This window comes from Pseudomonas sp. NPDC090208 (assembly GCF_044746785.1).
Taxonomy (GTDB): Bacteria; Pseudomonadota; Gammaproteobacteria; order Pseudomonadales; family Pseudomonadaceae; genus Aquipseudomonas.
In genome coordinates this window covers 186848-209120 of the sequence record NZ_JBIVCU010000002.1, presented here as the reverse complement: position 1 = coordinate 209120, position 22273 = coordinate 186848, and the positions used below count along the sequence as shown (strand labels likewise).

General features: G+C 61.1%; 18 protein-coding genes. 6 read left to right on the top strand and 12 right to left on the bottom strand.

Features of this window, described 5'->3' with window-relative positions; all coding sequences use genetic code 11:
* Positions 1-50 precede the first annotated feature (50 nt).
* Positions 51-782, bottom strand: a complete 732-nt coding sequence (locus ACIPL0_RS03990; protein ID WP_400593401.1) for a HugZ family protein — start codon at positions 780-782, stop codon at positions 51-53.
* Positions 783-1685: 903 nt separating this feature from the next.
* Entirely contained in the window at positions 1686-2693 is a 1008-nt protein-coding gene (locus ACIPL0_RS03985; protein WP_400593403.1) for a DUF481 domain-containing protein, read from the bottom strand.
* Between the two features lie 181 nt (positions 2694-2874).
* Between ACIPL0_RS03985 and ACIPL0_RS03980 the strand changes: the two genes are divergently transcribed.
* A complete protein-coding gene (locus ACIPL0_RS03980; protein ID WP_400593947.1) occupies positions 2875-3222 on the top strand; it encodes an MGMT family protein in 348 nt (115 codons plus the stop codon).
* 42 nt (positions 3223-3264) lie between these two features.
* Positions 3265-4824 (top strand): AmpG family muropeptide MFS transporter, encoded by a 1560-nt coding sequence (locus tag ACIPL0_RS03975; protein WP_400593406.1) that lies wholly within the window; start codon positions 3265-3267, stop codon positions 4822-4824.
* Positions 4825-5168: 344 nt separating this feature from the next.
* Here the strand turns inward: ACIPL0_RS03975 and ACIPL0_RS03970 are convergent, their stop codons facing one another.
* A complete protein-coding gene (locus ACIPL0_RS03970) occupies positions 5169-6011 on the bottom strand; it encodes a mechanosensitive ion channel family protein (RefSeq protein ID WP_400593950.1) in 843 nt (280 codons plus the stop codon).
* A gap of 126 nt (positions 6012-6137) precedes the next feature.
* Entirely contained in the window at positions 6138-6623 is a 486-nt protein-coding gene (locus tag ACIPL0_RS03965; protein ID WP_400593409.1) for a YajQ family cyclic di-GMP-binding protein, read from the bottom strand.
* Positions 6624-6783: 160 nt separating this feature from the next.
* Here ACIPL0_RS03965 and ACIPL0_RS03960 point away from each other — a divergent pair, with 160 nt between their 5' ends.
* The 3 genes from ACIPL0_RS03960 to ACIPL0_RS03950 all read left to right on the top strand — a co-directional run bounded on the left by ACIPL0_RS03960 (position 6784) and on the right by ACIPL0_RS03950 (position 10425).
* Positions 6784-7716, top strand: coding sequence for a putative 2-dehydropantoate 2-reductase (locus tag ACIPL0_RS03960; RefSeq protein WP_400593412.1), 933 nt, complete (start codon positions 6784-6786; stop codon positions 7714-7716).
* A gap of 81 nt (positions 7717-7797) precedes the next feature.
* Positions 7798-9843, top strand: a complete 2046-nt coding sequence (locus ACIPL0_RS03955; RefSeq protein WP_400593415.1) for an ATP-binding protein — start codon at positions 7798-7800, stop codon at positions 9841-9843.
* A 3-nt stretch (positions 9844-9846) separates the two neighbouring features.
* Complete coding sequence (locus ACIPL0_RS03950) at positions 9847-10425, top strand: cob(I)yrinic acid a,c-diamide adenosyltransferase (protein ID WP_400593418.1); 579 nt, start codon at positions 9847-9849, stop codon at positions 10423-10425.
* A gap of 111 nt (positions 10426-10536) precedes the next feature.
* On the opposite strand, the gene ACIPL0_RS03945 is transcribed toward ACIPL0_RS03950, so the two are convergent.
* The 4 genes from ACIPL0_RS03945 to secA form a co-directional block, all read right to left on the bottom strand.
* Complete coding sequence (locus ACIPL0_RS03945; protein ID WP_400593421.1) at positions 10537-11481, bottom strand: Nudix family hydrolase; 945 nt, start codon at positions 11479-11481, stop codon at positions 10537-10539.
* Between the two features lies 1 nt (position 11482).
* Positions 11483-12109, bottom strand: a complete 627-nt coding sequence (locus tag ACIPL0_RS03940; RefSeq protein ID WP_400593424.1) for a glutathione S-transferase family protein — start codon at positions 12107-12109, stop codon at positions 11483-11485.
* 176 nt (positions 12110-12285) lie between these two features.
* Complete coding sequence (argJ, locus tag ACIPL0_RS03935) at positions 12286-13503, bottom strand: bifunctional glutamate N-acetyltransferase/amino-acid acetyltransferase ArgJ (protein WP_400593427.1); 1218 nt, start codon at positions 13501-13503, stop codon at positions 12286-12288.
* Between the two features lie 129 nt (positions 13504-13632).
* Positions 13633-16383, bottom strand: coding sequence for a preprotein translocase subunit SecA (gene secA, locus ACIPL0_RS03930; RefSeq protein WP_400593430.1), 2751 nt, complete (start codon positions 16381-16383; stop codon positions 13633-13635).
* A 318-nt stretch (positions 16384-16701) separates the two neighbouring features.
* Here secA and ACIPL0_RS03925 point away from each other — a divergent pair, with 318 nt between their 5' ends.
* Complete coding sequence (locus tag ACIPL0_RS03925) at positions 16702-17154, top strand: DUF721 domain-containing protein (protein ID WP_400593432.1); 453 nt, start codon at positions 16702-16704, stop codon at positions 17152-17154.
* Between the two features lie 698 nt (positions 17155-17852).
* On the opposite strand, the gene lpxC is transcribed toward ACIPL0_RS03925, so the two are convergent.
* From lpxC to ACIPL0_RS03905, 4 genes are all read right to left on the bottom strand, one after another.
* Entirely contained in the window at positions 17853-18764 is a 912-nt protein-coding gene (gene lpxC, locus ACIPL0_RS03920; RefSeq protein ID WP_108236924.1) for a UDP-3-O-acyl-N-acetylglucosamine deacetylase, read from the bottom strand.
* Positions 18765-18876: 112 nt separating this feature from the next.
* Positions 18877-20067, bottom strand: coding sequence for a cell division protein FtsZ (ftsZ, locus tag ACIPL0_RS03915; protein WP_400593435.1), 1191 nt, complete (start codon positions 20065-20067; stop codon positions 18877-18879).
* 61 nt (positions 20068-20128) lie between these two features.
* The gene (ftsA, locus tag ACIPL0_RS03910; RefSeq protein WP_400593438.1) at positions 20129-21388 is read right to left on the bottom strand and encodes a cell division protein FtsA; all 1260 of its coding nucleotides are present in this window, start codon (positions 21386-21388) and stop codon (positions 20129-20131) included.
* Between the two features lie 15 nt (positions 21389-21403).
* The gene (locus ACIPL0_RS03905; protein ID WP_400593441.1) at positions 21404-22273 is read right to left on the bottom strand and encodes a cell division protein FtsQ/DivIB; all 870 of its coding nucleotides are present in this window, start codon (positions 22271-22273) and stop codon (positions 21404-21406) included.

Below are 22273 nucleotides of genomic sequence, written 5' to 3'. Positions count from 1 at the left end.
CGGAAGACGTCTTCCAAGTAGACCTTACCTGATGTCGCAAGGTCGTTAATTCAAGCCTCGGCGGCTTCGGATGTCGGCCATTTATCGGCGTGAGCCAGCTGGACCAAGGCCTGACGGACTTGTGTCGGCGTGTTACAAGACTCGGCAAAGGCCAGCCAGTATACGCCCTGGCCGATCCGCAGGTGCATGCCTTCACTGTCGATGCCGACCAGTACCGCAGGCTCGCTCTTGGGCAGACCGGACAGCTCGACGTAGTGAGCGATGGCCTTGGCGTGGTCTTCATTCATGTGCTCGACCATGCTGGTCTCGGCTGCCCCGGCGAACGGGTTGGCCAGCGCCACCTCATCCAGCCAGTGAATCGCACCAAAGCCGCCGATGTAGCGATAGCGCACTGGCTTGAGCACCCAGAAATCGAAATCGTGGGCGCTGTGATAGCTCTCCGACTCAGGGAAGAAACGATAGTAGCGCTTGGCTGCTGCCTCGACAGCTTCTGCTTCGGTGACCTTCTCCGCTTCGGCCATCACCGTGACCCGGCCCACTGCCTGCACATCCTCTGCGCCCCGCTCGCCCACCAGCAACGAGCACTTGGCGTCACGCGCAAGGTTGTGCGTGTGCTGGGCGATACGGCTGATCAGAATCAACGGGCGGCCCTGATCGTCGAGGCAATAAGGCACCACCGAACCAAAGGGATAACCAGGCATCGACTTGGAATGGGTCGACAGCACGCCGCGATACTCCTTGAGCAGCAGTGCTCGGGCTTGCTGGTTGGCTTTGGCGCTCATGAGGCGGGCTCCTGAATTGATGCACAGACGAAACCCGCAGCAGCGGGCGATTGAGCACACGATAATCGGTATCGGAGGCTCGTGCCAGATCGGGCGGGTGTGACGATTTTCGGCGAAATCAGCGTAAAAATTTCTGACGGTGCTGCTGGGTGGAATCGTGATCCCACGTAGCTGGCCGGCTTGTCGGCGCTGGCGATTTCAAGGGCGCCTTCGCGTGCGAGCCGGCGCCCACGGCCTTCGGCCAGAAGCAAAGGCAGATCGCATATATCGATCCGTAGCAGTCCGACTTGCCGGCGGAGGTGATCTCAAGGCCGCTTTCGCGGGCAAGCCCGCTCCCACAGGTAGTGTGTGTTTCGCCGGCTTTTGATCTGGCTTTTGATCTTGGGGCCCCGTCCCAGAAGGCCGAACGCAGGCGATGCGCAGTGGGCCGAGCGACAGGATGTCGCGAGAGCCGCGTGGGCCATGGATGGCCCATTCGCGGCGGGCCCACGGAGCATTGCCGGAGTGAGGGAACACCGAGCATCAGCGAGGTGCCGTATGGCGGGGTAAGAAGCCCTTGGTTACTTGGGGCTTTTCCAAGTAACTCGCCGCCAGGCGAAACAAGGCTGCGTTAGCAGGCCATGCAATCCGCCAGACAAACCGAGTGCACAGGTTTTACGACGACTTCGTCGCCGGTCGCAGGACAAGCCAGCTCCTACATTTGACCGCGTAACTCGCCGTCAGGCGGAACAGGCTGCGTTAGCAGACCATGCAATCCGCCAGACAAACCGAGTGCACAGGATTTACGACGACTTCGTCGCCGGTCGCAGGGCAAGCCAGCTCCTACAGATACAGCGCAAAACCACCCGTAGCAGTCCGGCTTGCCGGCGGCAGCGATTTCAGGAACACCACCACCGGCCGGTATTACCAGGCCACGCCGAAACCGGCGGTATAGCGGGTCTTGTTCAGGTTGCCATCGTCAGAACCACTGATGATGTCCTTCTCGGCCTTGACGTTGAGCGACGCCCATTCGGTGACTTTGTAGCGCAGACCGATTTCGGTATCCAGGCTGTAATCGGCCACACCGCTGATCGGTTTACCCACCTCACCGTTGCTGAAGAACTCAACCTTCTTGCCGATCAGATAACGGTTGTAATCCCAGGTGCCGGAGATCGAGTAGAAGTTGTCCTTCTCACCGTTGGAGTATTCGAAGTCGGTGCGGTTGACCAGCGTGCCGATCTTGAAGGCGCCCAGCTCATCGTCCCAGAACTGATAACCCGGACCGGTACCGACGGTGCGCTGGCGGCGCAGGTCTTCGATGCCGTCGTGCTTATAGGTGAAGCGACCGTCCCAGAACCACTTGTCAGTGATGAAGCGGTCGATGGAATACTCGGCGCTCCAGTTGTTGGTAGTGGTCAGGTCGTCCTGGGTTTCGCGGTTGTACTCGCCCTTGGCGTTGTGCCGCCAGCGGCCATGGGTGGCCGAGGTCTTGAAGGCGATGTTGTAGTCGTCGGTGTCCTTGTCGGCGCGCTGGAAGTCCAGCGCCGCGTCGACGTTGCCCTTCCAGACCAGATCGGTGACCACCGGTTTGGGTTTCATGATCTGCTGAATGCTTGCCAGGTCGACGGTCTTCGGCGCATCGCCATTGGCCAGGGTGACCTTGCCATCGTCCGCAGGCTTGAGCGACTTGGAAATCTCGCCGGTGTAGGCATCCTGCTTGACCAACAGGTGCTGGTCACTCTCCAGCGTCTTGACTTCTTTCCAGTCCAGCGGAATATCGCCTGCATACTTGGTATTGAGCAGCAGCTTGCCGCCATCGAAGACCTTGATGGTCCCGGTCAGCTTGTCGCCGTTCTTCAACCAGACGGTATCGGCAAGCAAAGGAGTGGAAGCGCTGGTAACCAGCAGGCACAACAGGGTTCTGGACAACATAAGCAACAACAGGGCTCTGGTTCGCGAAAATACGGGCATTATCCGGGCGGATAACGTCTGGGCAATCCAAGGACGGCCGGCACAGGTATCACTGACCGTAGGACTTTTCCCGAGTTCCTTAACGAAAATTCCCGCCGGTCTTATAAACAGGAACGAATGCGTGATCGAACAACTGTCACCCATGGAAGACCCGACTGGCCTGTCCCCCGCAGAGGCCCGCCGTACAGCGCTTTACCTGACGCTGCATCAGGTTCCCGAAGGGAAAGTGGTGAGCTATGGTCAATTGGCCGAACTGGCAGGTTTAGGACGAGCGGCACGTTTTGTCGGCCGCACCCTGAGCCAGTTGCCCGATGGCAGCAGCCTGCCCTGGCACCGCGTGATCGGTGCCGGTGGTCGGATCAGCCTGGCCGCCGGTACCGTATCGGGAGAGGAACAACGTGCAAGATTGCGCGCCGAAGGGGTGACCATCCGTAACAATCGTGTGGATATGCAGCGCCATGGCTGGCGTCCGACAGAGGACAACGGTTAGAGTGCGCGCTTTGTTTACGTAAACTGAGGCAGATTCCAGCCCATGCCCCGCAAAACCTGGCGCGCCGCGCTCGCCACTTATGCCAGCCCCTCGACTTTTGTACTGTTGCTGCTCGGATTCGCCGCGGGCATGCCGTATATGCTGGTGTTTTCCACGCTTTCGGTGTGGCTGCGCGAAGCCGGTGTCGCTCGGGAAACCATCGGTTATGCCAGCCTGATCGGCCTGGCGTATGCCTTCAAGTGGGTCTGGTCACCGCTGCTCGATCAGTGGCGCCTGCCGTTGCTCGGCAAACTGGGACGGCGACGCTCCTGGCTGGTGCTGTCACAAACGCTGGTGACCCTGGGTCTGATCGGCATGGGTTTCTGCGACCCGCAGCAGCATCTGTCCTGGCTGATCGCGATTGCCGTTGTCGTGGCGTTTTCCTCAGCCACGCAAGACATCGCCATCGACGCCTACCGCCTGGAAATCGCCTCCGACAGCCAGCAAGCCACCCTCGCCGCCAGTTACATGGCCGGTTATCGCGTGGCGTCGTTGCTCGCCACGGCCGGTGCGCTGTATTTCGCCGAAGGCTTCGGTTCCACTGGTTTTGCCTATAAACACTCGGCCTGGACCGGCACCTATGCACTGTTCGGCCTGTTGATGGTGCCCGCACTGATCACCACACTGATCATGCGCGAGCCAGCGGTGCCGCTGCGCACACAACTGTCGGCAGCCCGTTACGGGTTCGCCCACCAACTCGCTTCGGTGTTCGTGCTGATCATCCTGCTGGTCTCGGTGCCGGCGATGTTCACCCAGTTGTACAACACCGACTTTGCCAGCGTGCTGTTCAAGGATGCGACCTGGAAAGACCTGTTGATGGAAGACCGCGCGTTCCTGCGGGCGATCCTCTACACCCTGCTCACCGCAGGCTGCCTGTCCTCTATGGGTCGACGCGGACTGGCCCCGGTGCTGACACCGATCAACGATTTCATCCTGCGCTATCGCTGGCAGGCGCTGCTGCTGCTCGGTCTGATCGCGACTTATCGCATGTCCGACACAGTCATGGGCGTGATGGCCAACGTGTTCTACATCGATCAGGGCTTTACCAAAGATCAGATTGCCAGCGTGAGCAAGCTCTTCGGTCTGGTCATGACCCTGCTGGGAGCGGCGTTCGGTGGCCTGGCCATCGTGCGCTTCGGCATCCTGCCAATCCTGTTCATCGGCGGCGCCACGTCGGCGGCGACCAACCTGCTGTTCCTGATGCTGGCCGACATGGGCCCGAACCTGAAGATGCTGATCCTGACGATCTCGCTGGACAACTTCAGCTCAGGATTGGCGACGTCGGCGTTCGTGGCTTATCTGTCGAGCCTGACCAACCTCAAGTTCTCCGCCACCCAGTACGCCCTGCTCAGTTCGATCATGTTGCTGCTGCCACGGCTGATCGGCGGCTATTCGGGGGTGATGGTCGAGAAGCTCGGCTACCACAACTTCTTCCTGGCGACCGCACTGATGGGCGTGCCGACCCTTTTCATGATCGCCCTGCACTGGGCGCAGGAATTGCGTCAGGACAAGCCCGAGCAAGAGCAGAAACCTGCCGAGACCCCGGCTAGCGAACAACCTTGAACGCCATCCATTCGTAGGAGCGCGCTTGCCCGCGATGGCGGCCGGGCCAACATCTTCGCGGGCAAGCCCGCTCCCACAGAATGCCTGCCCCGACCGGAACCTGTAGGAGCTGGCTTGTCCTGCGACCTGGCGCGAAGCGGCAGCAAGACCGGTAAATGCGGTGTGTCTGATTCAACGCGTGCTCAGGCTTTACGACTGCTGCGGTCGGACGCGCCCCCCGGAGCGCTCGCGGGACAAGCCACGCTCCTACTAGAGACCGCGTGCCCGCCCGGAAGCATTGCGTCACACAACAAAAAGCCCCGGTCTCCTGCGAGCCGGGGCTTTTTGTTGAGGCAACGAGCAGGTTATGGCGTCGCCTGTTCCTGCACCACGCGGATCACCCGCTGCGGGAACGGAATGTCGATGTTCTCGGCCCGCAGACGGTCGCGCGCCTCGGCGTTGAGCATGAACATCACGTCCCAGTAGTCGGCGGTCTTGGTCCACAGACGCAGCGATACGGTGATCGAGCTGTCGCCCAGGGTCGACACCACGGCCTGCGGCGCCGGATCGGCCAGCACACGCGGGTCCTTGGCCAGCTCCAGCAGCACTTGCCGGGCCTTCTGCAGGTCAGCGTCGTAATCCACCCCCACGTCGAACACCACCTTGCGGGTCGGCTGACGGTTGGTGTTGGTGATGATGCCGTTGGACAGGTTGCCGTTGGGCAGGATCACCGTCTTGTTGTCACCGGTGCGCAGGATGGTGTGAAAGATCTGGATGCTGTCGACAGTGCCGGACACGCCTTGTGCCTCGATCCAGTCACCGATACGGAACGGACGGAACAGCAGAATCAGCACGCCGCCGGCGAAGTTCGCCAGGCTGCCCTGCAACGCCAGACCGATGGCCAGACCCGCCGCACCGATCGCCGCCACGAAGGAGGTGGTTTCGACACCGATCATCGACGCCACACTGACGATCAGCAGGATCTTGAGGATGATGTTGGCCAAACTGCCGATGAATCCCTGCAGCGCCAGATCCACCTGACGATACGCCAGCAGTGCGCTGACTTTGGCGGTCAGCTTGTTGATCAGCCACCACCCCACCAGCAATACCACCAGCGCCAGCAGCACCTTGCTGCCGTACTGCATGACCATGGGAATCCAGGCCTGGGAAGCCTTGACCAGGTGATCCACCTGGCCGTTCAAATCCAGATCCATTGATGTCTCCTTGCATTCGCGAAACAGAAAAGCGAAACGCCGGCACCTTGCGGGGCCGTCGTTTCAGCGGGGCTTGCACTCGGACGCGCGTGAACGGCCGAGGTTCCCCGCGACAGGCAATCAGTCGCGGAAGTTGTTGAACTGCAGCGGCATGCCGAATTCACGGGCGCGCAGGGCCGCGATGGCTTCCTGCAGATCGTCGCGCTTCTTGCCGGTCACTCGCACCTGCTCGCCCTGAATGGCGGCCTGTACCTTGAGCTTGGCGTCTTTGATATGGGCAACGATTTTTTTGGCCAGCTCCTTGTCGATGCCTTCCTTGAGCGTGGCCTCCTGCTTCATCACTTTGCCGGACGGATAGGCATCCTTCACTTCCAGGCACTGCACGTCGATCTTGCGCTTGATCAGTGCCAGCTTGAGGATCTCGATCATCGCTTCGAGCTGGAACTCGGCTTCGGCGGTCAGGTTGACGGTCAGTTCCTTTTCCTTGAACTCGAAGCTGCCTTTGCCTTTGAGGTCGTAGCGGCGATCCAGCTCCTTGATAGCGTTGTCGACGGCATTCGTGACTTCGTGTTTATCCAGTTCGGACACTACGTCGAACGAGGGCATGTAAATTCTCCAATGGGTGCGGCGCGGCTCGACATGTCGATGGAGCACGCCTGACTTGACGGTATGAAAGCCCGGTCATTATAACGAGACTTTTCCGCCGTTCATGTGAGCTTGCGATGTCGATTTTATTGTTTCCCTCCTTCGCGCTCGCCGCTTTGCCATGTCACTGAGCGTTCAACCGATCACCTGGCACATTCTCGGCGCCGGCAGCCTGGGCAGCCTATGGGCAACCCGGCTAGCCCGCGCCGGTGTACCGGTGCGGCTGATTCTGCGCAATCACGAGCGGCTGGATGCCTACGCCGGCAAAGGCGGCCTGACGCTGAGCGAACAGAATCAGCGCCAGACCTTCGCCATTGCTGCCGAGGATATCGACGCACAAGCGCCAATCCAGCGCCTGCTGGTGGCCTGCAAGGCCTACGACGCCGAGCGTGCCGTCGCCAGCGTGGCCAACCGCCTGAGCCCTGGCGCCGAGGTGTTGCTGCTGCAGAACGGCCTGGGCAGTCAGGACGCAGTGGCCGCGATGCTGCCCCAGGCACGCTGCATCTTCGTGTCCAGCACCGAAGGTGCCTTTCGCGACGACGATTTCAGTGTGGTGTTCGCCGGCCAGGGCCTCAACTGGCTCGGTGATAGCCAACAAGGCCCCGCGCCGGTCCTGCTGCACGACCTGACAGCGGCGGGCATTCCCGCCCAGTGGAGCGGTGACATCCTCACGCGCCTGTGGCGCAAGCTGGCGCTGAACTGCGCGATCAACCCGCTGACCGTATTGCACGATTGCCGCAACGGCGGCTTGCAGGCCCATGCCGAAGAAGTCGCCGTGCTGTGTGACGAGCTGACTCAGGTGCTGATCCGTTGCGGTCAGGGCGATGCTGCGACCGGCCTGCTGGCACAGGTGCAGCAAGTGATCGAGGCCACAGCGGCCAATTATTCGTCGATGTATCAGGACGTCGCCCAGCGTCGGCGTACGGAAATCAGCTACCTGCTCGGCCATGTGTGCGCAACGGCCGCCCGCGTCAACTGCCCGGTGCCGTTCCTCGACGCCACCCGCTTGCGCCTGATCGCCCACCTGAACAGCCTGGGGCTGCCCGGCGACTGAGCGACATTCCTGCATCGCGGGTTTGCGCTGGGCCGGAACAGCGCTAACCTGCCTGTTCCTCATTCACAGTGACTGCGCCTCATGCCTTTGCACCAGCGCCTTGAAAACCTGCCGGTCGGTCAGAAGCTGCTGGCCGCCCTGCTGGTTCTGCTCACCACCGTCCTGCTGGTCGCCAACCTGACCTTCATCAGCGCCGCCTATTACATTTCCCAGGAAGCCATGGCGCCGCAGGCCTTGCAGACCATCGGCAGGCTGATCGGCAACCCGTCGCTGTCCGATCAGGCGCTGGCGTCGCCGGGCAATGCCCAGGCGCTGCTCAAGGAGCTGAAAAACTATGGCCCGCTGCGCGCCGCAGCCGTGTACGACAGCAACGGCAATCGTCTGGCGCAGATGCAACAGGGCGACAAGCTGCATCTGCCCGACCACTACCGCAACCTGGAAAGCTGGCGCATCACCGAATTCCGCAACACCCAGGTGATTCCGGTGCCCAAACCCGGTCAGGCGCCGGGTCATCTGTTGCTGGTGGCCAGCAGCGAACTGCCGACAGCGTTCTACACCGGCACCCTGACCGCGAGTCTGGGCATCCTGATCTTCAGTGTGCTGCTGTGGGCCGGTGTGGCACGGCAGATCCGCCGCTTCATCACCGAGCCGATCTATCAACTGGAACAACTGTCGCGCCGGGTCACCCGCGAAGAGAACTACGCGCTGCGCGCCAACACCGGCAACCACGACGAAATCGGCTCGCTGGCCGAAGCCTTCAACACCATGCTGTCGCGCATGGAAGCCCGCGAGCAGCAGCTCAAGCGCGCCCGCGACGAATCCCAGGAAGCCTACGATCAGGCTCAGGGGCTGGCCGAGGAAACCCGCCACACCAACCGCAAGCTGGAGCTGGAAGTCCAGGTGCGCAGCAAGATCGAGAAGAAGCTCACCGGCTTTCAGAACTACCTCAACAGCATCATCGACTCGATGCCCTCGGCGCTGATCGCGCTGGACGAGCAACTGTATGTCACCCAGTGGAACCAGGAGGCCGGCGCGCTCTCCGGCACGCCGCTGGACGAAGCGCTGAACCAGCCGATCTTCCTCGCGTTTCCGCCGATGAAGAATTTCCTGCCGCAGATCAAGCAGACCGTCGAGAAGCACACGGTGACCAAGATCGAGCGGGTGACCTGGGTCAAGGGCGAGGAAACCCGCCATTACGCCCTCACCTTCTACCCGCTGACCGGCGGTGCCGGGCGTGGCGTGGTGATCCGTATCGACGACATTACCCAGCGCCTGTCGCTGGAAGACATGATGGTGCAGTCGGAAAAAATGCTCTCGGTGGGCGGTCTGGCAGCGGGCATGGCCCACGAGATCAACAACCCGCTGGGCGCCATCATGCACAACGTGCAGAACATTCGCCGACGGCTGTCGCCGGACCTGCCGAAAAACCTCGAACAGGCCGAGCAGGAAGGCATCGAGCTGGGCTCGGTGAATCAATACCTCAGCGCCCGCGAAGTACCGCAGTTGCTCGATGGCATTCAGCAGGCCGGCGCTCGTGCGGCGAAGATCGTCAGCCACATGCTCAGTTTCAGCCGCCGCAGCAATCGGCAGATGGCGCCTTGCGACCTGCCGGCACTGATCGATCAGGCCGTGGAAATTGCCAGCAACGACTTCGACCTGACCATCGGCTTCGACTTCAAGGGCCAGAACATCATCCGCCAGTTCGACCCGGCACTGGGCCCGGTGCCCGGCACCGCCAACGAGCTGGAGCAAGTGCTGCTCAACCTGCTGAAGAACGCTGCTCAGGCCATTCACCAGCGCGAGAACGACAAGGAGCCGGGGCGCATCATCCTGCGCACCCGCCTCAATCCGCCGTGGGCGGAAATTCAGGTCGAAGACAACGGCATCGGCATGTCGGAGACCGTGCGCAAGCGCACTTTCGAGCCGTTCTTCACCACCAAGGAAATCGGCCAGGGCACCGGCCTGGGCCTGTCCGTGTCGTATTTCATCATCACCAACAACCACAAGGGCCAGATGGAAGTGCATTCCACGCTGGGCCAGGGCACCTGCTTCACGTTGCGCCTGCCGCTGGCGGGCAACCCGATGAACGTGCCGGCACAGATCATTGGTCAGAACGACCGGGAGTGAACCATGGGATTTCGCTTGTCGAAGATTTACACACGCACCGGCGACAAAGGTGAAACCGGGCTGGGCGATGGTCGCCGGGTGCCCAAGGACCATCCGCGCATCGAGGCCATCGGCGAGGTCGACACGCTGAACAGCCAGCTTGGCCTGTTGCTGGCCAACCTCGAATGCCTGGCCCACGCGATGCCGGTGTTTCAGGAGGTCGTCGATGTGCTGGCGCCCTGTCAGCACCGTTTGTTCGACCTCGGCGGCGAGCTGGCGATGCCGGAATATCAGGCGCTCAACATCGCGGAAGTCGAGCGTCTGGAACTCGCCATCGATCGCTGGAACGAAGAACTGGGACCGCTGGAAAACTTCATCCTGCCCGGTGGCTCATCGTTGATCGCCCAGGCCCATGTCTGCCGCAGCCTCGCCCGCAGCGCCGAACGACGCTGTCAGCAACTGAACGCCATCGAGCCGATGGGTGAGGTCGGGCTGGCGTACATCAACCGGCTGTCGGACCTGCTGTTCGTGACAGCGCGCATCATTGCGCGGCGGGAGGGGGTGCAGGAGATTCTGTGGCAACCGGCAAAGAAACCAGAGTAATGACACCTGGACCTTGTAGGAGTGAGCTTGCTCGCGATGCAATGTGTCAGACCACATAGATGTGTCGGCTCTGACGCCATCGCGAGCAAGCTCACTCCTACAAGTCTGATCTCATTGGGCAGGCCAGAACGCCCGGATCCCCGCCACGCCCTGCGCGCCGTGCTCCCAGGCTTGCTGACGCTCGGCAGGGCCCACACCACCCAACAGATACACCGGCTTGCTGAAACCGTCGATCATCGCCCGAGCCTGTTCCCAGCCCAACGGCTGCGCGTCGGGGTGGCTTTGGGTCGGCAATACCGGCGACAGGGTGACGAAATCCACGCCCATCTGCTCGGCCAGCGTCAGCTCCTCGGCGTTGTGGCAGGACGCCGCCAGCCAGCGGTCGGTCGGGAACGGACGGCCCTTGCTGGCGTATTTGCGCAGTTGCTCGCTGGTCAGGTGCCAACCGGCGGCCGGAAAGTCGCCCAGCCACTCCAGCGGCCCTTTGAGCATCAGTTGCGCCTTGCCGGCACACAGGCCAACTGCGTCCACCGCGACGTCGCGATATTTGGGGTCGTACAGATTCGGGGCCCGCAGTTGGATCAGCTTGATGCCACCGGCAACCGCCTTCTGTATGCCTTGCAGCAACTGCGGCGTTTCCAGACCGTCCGGGGTGATCAGGTATTCGCCCGGCAAACGGGCAGCCGCGACGATCGGCTGGTTCGCCGCCGGGAAGTCATAACTGCTCAACTCACGATTGGACACCCAGGCCAGTGGCTGACCTTCGGCGCCATGGGGCTCGCCGGAAAACGACGAGACTTCCCAGACATCCAGCAACACCTGCTTGTCCGGGTAATCGTGGCGAATCTTGATCAGTGGCCGTGCGGCATTGACCACAATGCCCAGTTCTTCCTGAAGCTCCCGGGCCAGCGCGGCCTCGACCGCTTCTCCGGCCTCGACCTTGCCACCGGGAAACTCCCACAAGCCGCCCTGATGCTGAGAATCGGCACGGCGCGCAATCAGAATCTTGCCGTCCGCGCCTCGGATGACCGCGGCGGCTACATGGATGCGTTTCACTTCAACCTTCCTCCAGGCCCGCCTGCTGCCAACGCTTGAAGGCAGGCCACTGATAAATGGTTTCAACGTAGGCGGCAGCCTCGGCCGGCAACTGCACACGGTAGGTGCGCAGACGCACGGCCACCGGGGCGAAGAAGGCATCGACGATGCCCGGCTTGCCGAACAGGAACGGGCCGCTTTCTTTCGAGGCCGCCCGGCACTCGCCCCACAAGGCGACGATGCGGTCGATATCGGCCTGAGCCTCCACCGGAATCACTTCCAGCGCTGCGTCCTGACGCAGGTCCATTGGCAGGTTGGAGCGCAGGCCGACAAAACCGCTGTGCATTTGCGCGCACGCCGAACGGGCCTGAGCACGAGCGCCAATGTCGGACGGCCAGAGACCGGCGTCCGGAAAGCGTTCAGCCAGGTATTCGCAGATCGCCAGGGAATCAACGATGGTGCCGTGCTCGCACTTGAGCGCAGGCACTTTGCCGGTCGGCGAATGTTCGAGAATCCGCCGGCGGGTGTCGGCCTGATTCAGACGGATGACCTGATCGGTGAAGGCTGCACCGGTCAGTTCCAGCGCCAGCCATGGTCGCAGAGACCAGGAGGAGTAGCGTTTGTCGCCGATGATCAGATGCAGGCTCATGCTCAGACTCCATTCAGAAAGAGAACACGCATGCAGACTGACCGCATGCGGCGCCACTCAAATCGCCTCGCGGATAAATCCGTTCCCACCTGTTGGCATTCATCCTGTGGGAGCGGATTTATCCGCGATTGGGCCCGATGAGGCACCGCTGGACGCGGCGCCTCGACCAGAGCCTCTTAGGTGCGGTATTCCGCGTTGATCTTCACGTATTCGTGCGACAGGTCGGTGGTCCAGATGGTTTCGCTGCAATCGCCGCGACCCAGTTCGATACGGATGGTGATTTCTTCTTCAGCCATCACCGCCGAACCCTGCGCTTCGGTGTAAGTCGTGGCACGGGCGCCCTGGCTGGCGATGCACACACCGCTCAGGAACACGTCGATCTTGCTCACGTCCAGATCCGGCACGCCGGCACGGCCCACGGCCGCCAGAATGCGCCCCCAGTTCGGGTCGGAGGCGAACAGCGCGGTCTTGATCAGTGGCGAGTGAGCCACGGTGTAGCCAACATCCAGGCATTCCTGGTGATTGGCGCCGCCATTGACTTCGACAGTGACGAACTTGGTGGCACCTTCGCCGTCACGGACGATGGCCTGGGCGACTTCCATGCACACTTCAAACACTGCCTTTTTCAGCGCGTCGAACAGCGGGCCTTTGGCCTCGGTGACTTCCGGCAGGTTGGCCTGACCGGTGGCAACCAGCATGCAGCAGTCGTTGGTCGAGGTATCGCCATCGATAGTGATGCGGTTGAACGACTTGTTGGCGCCGTCGCGGATCAGGTCCTGCAGCACGCTCTCGGAGACTTTGGCGTCGGTGGCGATGTAGCCGAGCATGGTCGCCATGTTCGGACGAATCATGCCGGCGCCTTTGCTGATACCGGTGACGGTGACAGTCACGCCGTCGATCTGGAACTGGCGGCTGGCGCCTTTCGGCAGGGTGTCGGTGGTCATGATACCGGTGGCCGCAGCCGCCCAGTTATCCACAGACAGGTCGTCCAGCGCGGCTTGCAGTGCGCCTTCGATCTTTTCCACAGGCAGCGGCTCGCCGATCACACCTGTGGAGAACGGCAGCACGGCACTGGCGTCGACGCCGGTCAGCTCGGCCAGTTTGGCGGTGGTGCGTTCAGCGGCGCGCAGGCCTGGCTCGCCGGTACCCGCGTTGGCGTTGCCGGTGTTGGTCAGCAGGTAGCGCACGGTGCCCTGCACGCGCTGCTTGGACAGGATCACCGGTGCCGCGCAGAACGCGTTGAGGGTGAACACGCCCGCCACGCTGGAGCCCTCGGCACAGCGCATCACCACCACATCCTTGCGCCCCGGGCGCTTGATGCCGGCAGAAGCAATGCCAAGTTCAAAACCGGGAACCGGGTGCAGCGTCGGCAGAGGACCAAGACCAACAGCCATGAAATGCGCTCCTTGAGAGATAACCACGCCGTCCGGGTGCGCCGGTACGGCTTGAACGAGAGAAAAACGCCGCGACGGCTGAGCCGGTCGCGGCGTGGTATTACGGTGAAACTGCAGCCAGGCCGTTACTTAATTGATCTGGCCGTGGCAGTGCTTGAACTTCTTGCCCGAACCACACCAGCACAGTTCGTTGCGACCCAGCTTCTGATCGTTGCGAACCGGCGACATCGCCGTGGCAGCCGCGACGGCGACATCATCGCCCTCCTCGGCCATGGCCTGCGGCTGGTCCAGACCCGGCGCTTCGGCGTGCTGGAACTGCATGCGCTGAGCCAGTTCTTCGGCTTCGCGACGCAGACGGGCTTCTTCTTCGGCCGGATCTTCGCGGCGGACCTGAACGTGCGAGAGCACGCGGATGGTGTCGCGCTTGATCGAATCCAGCAGTTCCTGGAACAGGGTGAAGGACTCGCGCTTGTATTCCTGCTTCGGGTTCTTCTGCGCATAACCGCGCAGGTGAATGCCGTGACGCAGGTGATCCATGGTCGACAGGTGGTCTTTCCACAGGTCGTCCAGCACACGCAGCAGAATCTGTTTCTCGAAGGTACGCAGGGCTTCTGCGCTGGCCTGGTCTTCCTTCTCGTTGTAAGCCGCGAGGATGGCTTCCAGCAGTTTCGGACGCAGGTTTTCTTCGTGCAGATGATCGTCTTCGTCCAGCCATTGCTGGATCGGCAGCTTCACGCCGAAGTCGCTGTTCAGCGCAGCTTCCAGACCGGCCACGTCCCACTGCTCTGGCAGCGACTGTGGCGGAATGTGCGCACTGATGGTGGCGTCGAGAACTTCTTCGCGGAACTCGGCGATGGTGTCACCAATGTTCGCAGCAGCCAGCAGGCTGTTACGCATGTGGTAGATCACTTTACGCTGTTCGTTGGAGACGTCGTCGAACTCCAGCAGCTGTTTGCGGATGTCGAAGTTGCGGCCTTCGACCTTGCGCTGTGCCTTCTCGATGGCGTTGGTCACCATGCGGTGCTCGATCGCCTCGCCGGACTGCATGCCCAGGGCCTTCATGAAGTTCTTCACCCGGTCAGAGGCGAAGATGCGCATCAGGCTGTCTTCCAGCGACAGGTAGAAACGGCTGGAACCGGTGTCACCCTGACGGCCGGCACGGCCACGCAGTTGGTTGTCGATACGGCGGGATTCGTGACGCTCGGAAGCGATCACGTGCAGGCCGCCGGCCTCGATCACCTGCTGATGGCGCTTCTGCCAGGCAGCCTTGATCTGAGCGATCTGCTCGGGGGTCGGGTCTTCCAGGCTGGCGACTTCGACTTCCCAGTTGCCGCCCAGCAGGATGTCGGTACCGCGACCGGCCATGTTGGTGGCGATGGTCAGCGCGCCCGGACGACCGGCCTGAGCAATGATTTCAGCTTCTTTTTCGTGGAACTTGGCGTTCAGAACCTTGTGATCGATGCCTTCCTTGCGCAGCAAAGCCGACATGTGTTCAGAAGTTTCGATGGTTGCAGTACCCACCAGCACCGGACGCTGCTCGGCCAGACAGGCCTTGATGTCGGTGATGATTGCCGCGTATTTCTCGTCGGCGGTCAGGTACACCAGGTCGTTGAAGTCTTTACGCGCCAACGGCTTGTTCGGCGGGATGACCATCACGGCCAGGGCGTAGATCTGGTGGAATTCGAACGCTTCGGTGTCCGCAGTACCGGTCATGCCGGACAGCTTGTTGTACAGACGGAAGTAGTTCTGGAACGTGGTCGACGCCAGAGTCTGGCTTTCGGCCTGGATGTTCAGGTGCTCTTTCGCTTCGATGGCCTGGTGCAGGCCTTCGGACAGGCGACGACCCGGCATGGTACGGCCGGTGTGTTCGTCGACCAGCAGGATGCCACCGTCCTGGACGATGTATTCGACGTTGCGATGGAACAGCTTGTGCGCACGCAGACCGGCGTAAACGTGGGTCAGCAGGCCCAGGTTGTGCGCCGAGTACAGGCTCTCGCCTTCGGCCAGCAGGCCGACCTGGGTGAGCATCTCTTCGATGAACTGGTGGCCGGACTCGTTCAGCTCCACCTGACGGGATTTCTCGTCGATGGTGAAGTGGCCCTGCTTGGTCACCTGGCCTTCCACTTCCTCGATGTGTTGTTCGAGGCGCGGGATCAGCTTGTTGATTTCGGTGTACAGCTTGGAGCTGTCTTCGGCCTGGCCGGAGATGATCAGCGGTGTACGGGCTTCGTCGATGAGGATCGAGTCCACTTCGTCGATCACGGCGAAGTTCAGCTCGCGCTGGAACTTGTCTTCCAGGCTGAACGCCATGTTGTCGCGCAGGTAATCGAAGCCGAATTCGTTGTTGGTGCCGTAGGTGATGTCCGAGGCGTAGGCAGCACGCTTCTCTTCCGGCGGCTGGAATGGCGTGACGACACCGACGGTCAGACCGAGGTATTCGTACAGAGGGCGCATCCAGTTGGCGTCGCGGCGGGCCAGGTAGTCGTTCACGGTCACGACGTGCACGCCCTTCCCGGACAGTGCGTTGAGGTACACGGCCAGGGTCGCTACCAGGGTTTTACCTTCACCGGTACGCATCTCGGCGATCATGCCTTCGTGCAGCGTCATGCCGCCGATCAGCTGAACGTCGAAGTGGCGCATCCCCATGATGCGCTTGCCCGCTTCACGGCACACCGCGAAGGCTTCAGGCAGGAGCTTATCGAGGGTCTCACCTTTGGCGATGCGGGCCTTGAATTCTTCGGTCTTGGCACGCAGTTGCTCGTCCGAAAGGGCCACCATTTGCTCTTCGAAGCCGTTGACGATCTGGACCGTCTTGAGCATGCGCTTCACTTCGCGCTCGTTTTTGCTTCCGAAGAGTTTTTTCAACAAAGGTGCAAACATATCGACAGGATCTTCCACACATAGAGATGGAGGGCGGCCCCGTGAGTCGCCCGTGCGGCCCTCATGGCCGCATGCGAACGAGCATTCTACCCGGAAATGGTGGTGAGGAAAGTGGCGTTATTCCACGATGCTGGCACAGCAATGTTACGGGGCAGAAGTACAATAGGGGCATTTCCTCGGACTTCAACCCGTACGGGTCAGAAGTTTGATTAATGTTTTTTCATTCAACGTACCGACCACCGCGTTAAACAGCCATGGCTGCGGGGCTGTTCGGGCTTTCTGCTACCATGGCGGCCTTGCAACATAAGGCACTTTAATATGGCATTTCGCCCGTTAACGGCTCGCGCACCGGCGGTACTTCTGCGCGAAGCCAGGCCGCTCAAAGCCATTTTCAATCACGCCCAGCGTCTGGCGCATTTGCAGCGGTTGCTGGAAAGCCAGTTGCAACCGGCTGCCCGGGAACACTGCCATGTGGCGTCGTGGCGTGAGGGCACGCTGCTGTTGGTGGTGACCGACGGGCATTGGGCCACGCGCCTGCGTTATCAACAGAAACGCCTGCAGCGTCAGCTTGCGGCTTTCAAGGAGTTCGCCAACCTGACTCGCGTGCAGTTCAAGGTACAGCCTGCGACGACTCACCGGGGCACCACTGGTCAGGGCGCCGGGTTGTCGGCAGAGGCGGCGGAGACGATCAGTTCCACGGCCGAGGGGATCAGCGATCCGAATCTGCGGGCGGCGTTGGAGCGGTTGGCGGCGCATGCCAGGCCCAAGTGATTATTTGGGGTTTGAGATTGGGGGCATATCCGTTGCTGCGGTGATGGCTACTTATGGTTCCGCCCTTACGGCGGGTCACTTTTTTCAAGAGCCAAAAAAGTAACCAAAAAGGCCCTGCTCCCTGTCCGGCCCCTCCTTCGTCGGGGTTCCCTCACTTCGGCATTGCTCCGAGGGCACGCTGCGAAGGGCCATCCATGGCCCTGCGCAGCTCTCGCGGCATCCATGCCGCTCAACCCTCGGAGCAACGCCTGCGTTCGGCCTCCCAAAGTCGCGTTTGGCGGTGTCTGATCGGTCGCGTACGAAAATCAAAAGCGGAGAGCGCGCTTTGCTTTGCTTTTTATGCGCGATTGCCCAGACACCACCAAACGCGACTTGGGTGCAGGCCGAACGCAGGCGACGCGGAGTGGGTCGAGCGGCATGGATGCCGCGAGAGCGCCGTCAGGACATGGATGTCCGTTCGGCGCGGGCCCACGGAGCGTCGTCGGAGTGAGGGAATCCGACGAAGGAGGACCAAACCAGGAGCAAGACCTTTTGGTTACTTTTGGGGCGTTTGCCAAAAGTGACCCGCTGTAAGAGCGGAACCATAAGCAGCCGTTACCGCAGAAATGGATATTCACCCAAACCCTAAAACCACCTACCGAACATAAAAAAAGGCCACCCGAAGGTGGCCTTAAAAACAAACAAGGAAGAAGAGACGTTTACACCGCCGCGACAGGGCGCATGTAAGAGATCGGTGCGGTACTGGCATCTTCGAAGGTCACGACTTCCCACGCGTCTTCCTGCGCGATCAACGCACGCAGCAGACGGTTGTTCAGACCGTGTCCCGACTTGAAGCCCTGATACTCGCCGATCAGGCTGTTGCCCAACAGATACAGGTCACCGATGGCATCCAGGATCTTGTGTTTGACGAATTCGTCCTCGTAACGCAGACCGTCTTCGTTCAACACGCCGTCCTTGTCCACGACGATGGCGTTTTCAACGCTGCCGCCCAGAGCAAGGTTGTGCTTGCGCAGGTACTCGATGTCTTTCATGAAACCGAAAGTACGCGCACGGCTCACTTCTTTTACGAACGAAGTGCTGGAAAAGTCGACACTGGCCGTTTGCGTACGGTTCTTCAGGTACGGGTGGTCGAAATCGATTTCGAAACTCACCTTGAAACCTTCGAACGGTACGAACTTGGCGTATTTGCCGTCTTCTTCAACGCAGACTTCTTTCAGAATGCGGATGAATTTTTTCGGTGCGTCCTGCTCTTCCAGGCCAGCCGATTGAATCAGGAATACGAAGGGACCTGCGCTGCCGTCCATGATTGGAACTTCGGAGGCAGAAAGTTCAACGTAGGCGTTATCAATGCCGAGGCCGGCCATGGCCGACAGCAAGTGTTCAACCGTATCGACCTTCACATCGCCGTTGAACAGCGTGGTGGAAAGCGTGGTATCGCCCACATTCAGCGCATGCGCGTTGATCTGGACAACCGGCTCGAGGTCGGTACGGAAAAACACAATGCCAGCGTTCACAGGTGCAGGTTTGAGGGTCAGGTAAACCTTTTCCCCCGAGTGCAGGCCGATACCTGTGGCACGGATAATATTCTTCAGGGTGCGTTGTTTAATCATGGCATTGGCCGCTTCAGCGCATATCGCGAATTAGTATCAACAAAGGCTGGCGATAATAGCAGACCTCGCCTTTGCTGAACACCAATCACCCTTATACCCCTGATAGAAATCATCAATCAGCCTGACGACGCAGGAAAGCTGGAATATCCAGGTAATCCAGATCGTCCTGCGGGTTCATCTTCGCTGCAGCGGTAGCACCGGCGTGAGCCTGGTTGCGCATCACGGTCGGACGCTCCAGATCACGGTAGTTCACCGACGGCTGCTCCTGACGCACTGCCTGCTGCTGCACAGGTGCTGCTTGTGCGGTCTGCATGGTGTTGTCGATCACCTTCACAGGCTTCTCGATCTTGGCACCCAGGCCGGTGGCAACCACGGTCACGTGCAGCTCGTCGCGCATGTCCGGATCGATAACGGTACCGACCTTGACCATGGCGTGCTCGGAGGCGAACGCTTCGATGATGCTACCCACGTCCGAGTACTCACCCAGGGACAGGTCAGGACCGGCAGTGATGTTGACCAGAATGCCGCGGGCACCCTGCAGATTCACGTCTTCGAGCAGCGGGTTACGGATCGCCGCTTCGGTCGCTTCACGCGCACGGTTCGGACCGCTGGCTGCGCCAGTGCCCATCATCGCCATGCCCATTTCGGACATCACGGTGCGTACGTCGGCGAAGTCGACGTTGATCATGCCTGGACGCTTGATGATGTCGGAGATACCGCGAACGGCACCGGCCAGTACATCGTCAGCCTTGGCGAATGCGGACAGCAAGCTCGCGTCCTTGCCCAGGATGGTCAGCAGCTTCTCGTTGGGAATGGTGATCAACGAGTCGACGCTTTCCGACAGCGCGCGGATGCCTTCATCGGCGATCTGCATGCGCTTGCGACCTTCGAACGGGAACGGACGGGTGACCACCGCAACGGTCAGAATGCCCAGTTCCTTCGCCACTTCGGCGATGATCGGTGCAGCACCGGTACCGGTACCGCCACCCATGCCGGTGGTGATAAAGACCATGTTGGTGCCCTGCAGAACTTCCGCAATGCGCTCACGATCTTCCAGTGCAGCCTGACGGCCGACTTCAGGGTTGGCACCGGCACCCAGACCTTTGGTCACGCCGGTACCCAGTTGCAGAATGGTACGTGCGCCAATGTTCTTCAGTGCCTGAGCGTCAGTGTTGGCGCAGATGAACTCGACGCCTTCAATGTTGCTCTTGACCATGTGATTGACCGCATTGCCGCCGCCGCCACCGACGCCGATAACCTTGATTACCGGACTTTGTGGGATGTTGTCTACGAGCTCGAACATGTTCCCTCTCCTTCACTTCTCTAGTTTTTTATCGCCTACTGCCTGCCTACCACTTTGAAACTTAGAAATTCCCCTGGACCCAGCGTTTGAGGCGCTCAAACACGGGTGCCTTTGGTTCATCGCTATAACTGCTACCGGGGCCGGCCAGGCCGGACAGCGAGATGCCGTCGGACTGCTTCTGCAGTCCGTACAGCAACAGGCCGACACCGGTGGAGTAGATCGGGTTGCGAACGACGTCCGCGAGCCCTTTGATACTGTGCGGCACGCCCAGGCGCACCGGCATGTGGAAGATTTCCTCGGCCAGTTCGACCGCACCTTCCATCTTCGAGGTGCCACCGGTCAGCACGATGCCGGCCGGCACCAGGTCTTCGTAACCGCTGCGACGCAGTTCGGCCTGGATCAGGGTGAACAGTTCGTCGTAACGCGGCTCGACCACCTCGGCCAGGGCCTGGCGAGACAGCTCGCGCGGTGGACGGTCGCCAACGCTCGGCACCTTGATGGTTTCGCCGGCACCGGCCAGTTTGGCCAGGGCGCAGGCGTAGCGGATCTTGATCTCTTCGGCGTACTGGGTCGGGGTGCGCAACGCCATGGCAATGTCGTTGGTCACCTGATCGCCGGCAATCGGGATCACCGCGGTGTGACGAATCGCGCCTTCGGTGAAGATGGCGATGTCGGTGGTGCCGCCGCCGATATCCACCAGGCACACGCCCAGTTCTTTCTCGTCGTCAGTCAGTACCGAGTAGGCCGAAGCCAGTTGCTCCAGAATGATGTCGTCGACTTCCAGACCGCAGCGGCGCACGCACTTCTCGATGTTCTGAGCGGCGTTGACGGCGCAGGTCACGACGTGAACCTTGGCTTCCAGGCGCACGCCCGACATGCCCAGCGGCTCGCGCACGCCTTCCTGGTTGTCGATCACGTAGTCCTGCGGCAGGGTGTGCAGGACGCGCTGATCAGCCGGAATCGCGACCGCCTGGGCGGCGTCGAGGACGCGCTCAAGGTCTGCCGAGCTCACTTCACGGTCGCGAATCGCCACGATGCCGTGGGAGTTCAGGCTGCGAATGTGATTACCGGCAACACCGACGAACGCCGAGTGAATGCGGCAGCCAGCCATCAGCTGCGCTTCTTCCACGGCGCGCTGAATCGACTGCACGGTCGACTCGATGTTGACCACGACGCCCTTCTTCAGGCCGCGTGACGGGTGGGTGCCGATACCGACGATTTCCAGCGTGCCATCAGCCGCGACTTCGCCTACCAGCGCCACCACCTTGGAGGTACCGATATCCAATCCGACGATCATTTTGCCGCTTTGCACGTTTGCCATGGGTCCTGCCTCTTATCAATTCTTCGCGACGGCGGGTTTGTCCGTCGTTGGCGCTGGTGCCTGCTCACGCCAGCCAACGGCCAGGCCGTTGTTGTAACGCAGGTCTACTCGCGCAATGTTCGTGATCTGTTCTTTCAGCGTTTTTTCGTAGATGGCAATAAAGCGGCGCATCTTCTCCACCAGATGGTCACGCCCCAGCAGCAACTCCAGGCCGGGGCCTGCGTTGTTTGCACCGGTGGTGAGGAACCAGCTGCCTCGCTCGCGCAATTCCAGACGAGCGATGGAGAAGCCCAGCGGGCGCAACATCTGACTCAGCACCTGGTACTGCTGCATCACCTGCTGTTGAGCCCGTTGAGGCCCGAACAACTGCGGAAGGTGTTCGTAGTTGGACAGCTCACGCGGGGTGAACGCCTGCCCCTGGTTGTTCAGCAGGGCTTCGTCGCCCCAGCGCGCAACCGGTAATTGTTCTTCCAGACGGATCACCACCTGATCCGGCCAGACGCGGCGGACCTCGGCATGGGCGATCCATGGCATCTTCTCAAGCTCGGCGCGCATGCCGGCCAGATCGGTGTTGAAGAAGCTGGTCGCCACATACGGTGCAATCCGCTGCTGCACGGCCTGCTGGCTGATGTAGCTGAGGTCGCCCTGCACGTTGATCCGCGAGATCGGCCGGTCGGCGTACGGCAACAGGCGCACCGCCGCTTCATAGGAAGCGAAGCCGAACACCACCAGCAGCACCGGCCACATCAGGCTGCGCAGAAAACCGAAACTCGGTTTCGGCATGCGCGCCGACAAGGGCTCCTTGGCCACCATCCGACTGGCACCACGAGGCACCGGCTTGCGGCCGGATCCGGGTTGCTGATGACGTAGCGTCGCGCCGTGCAT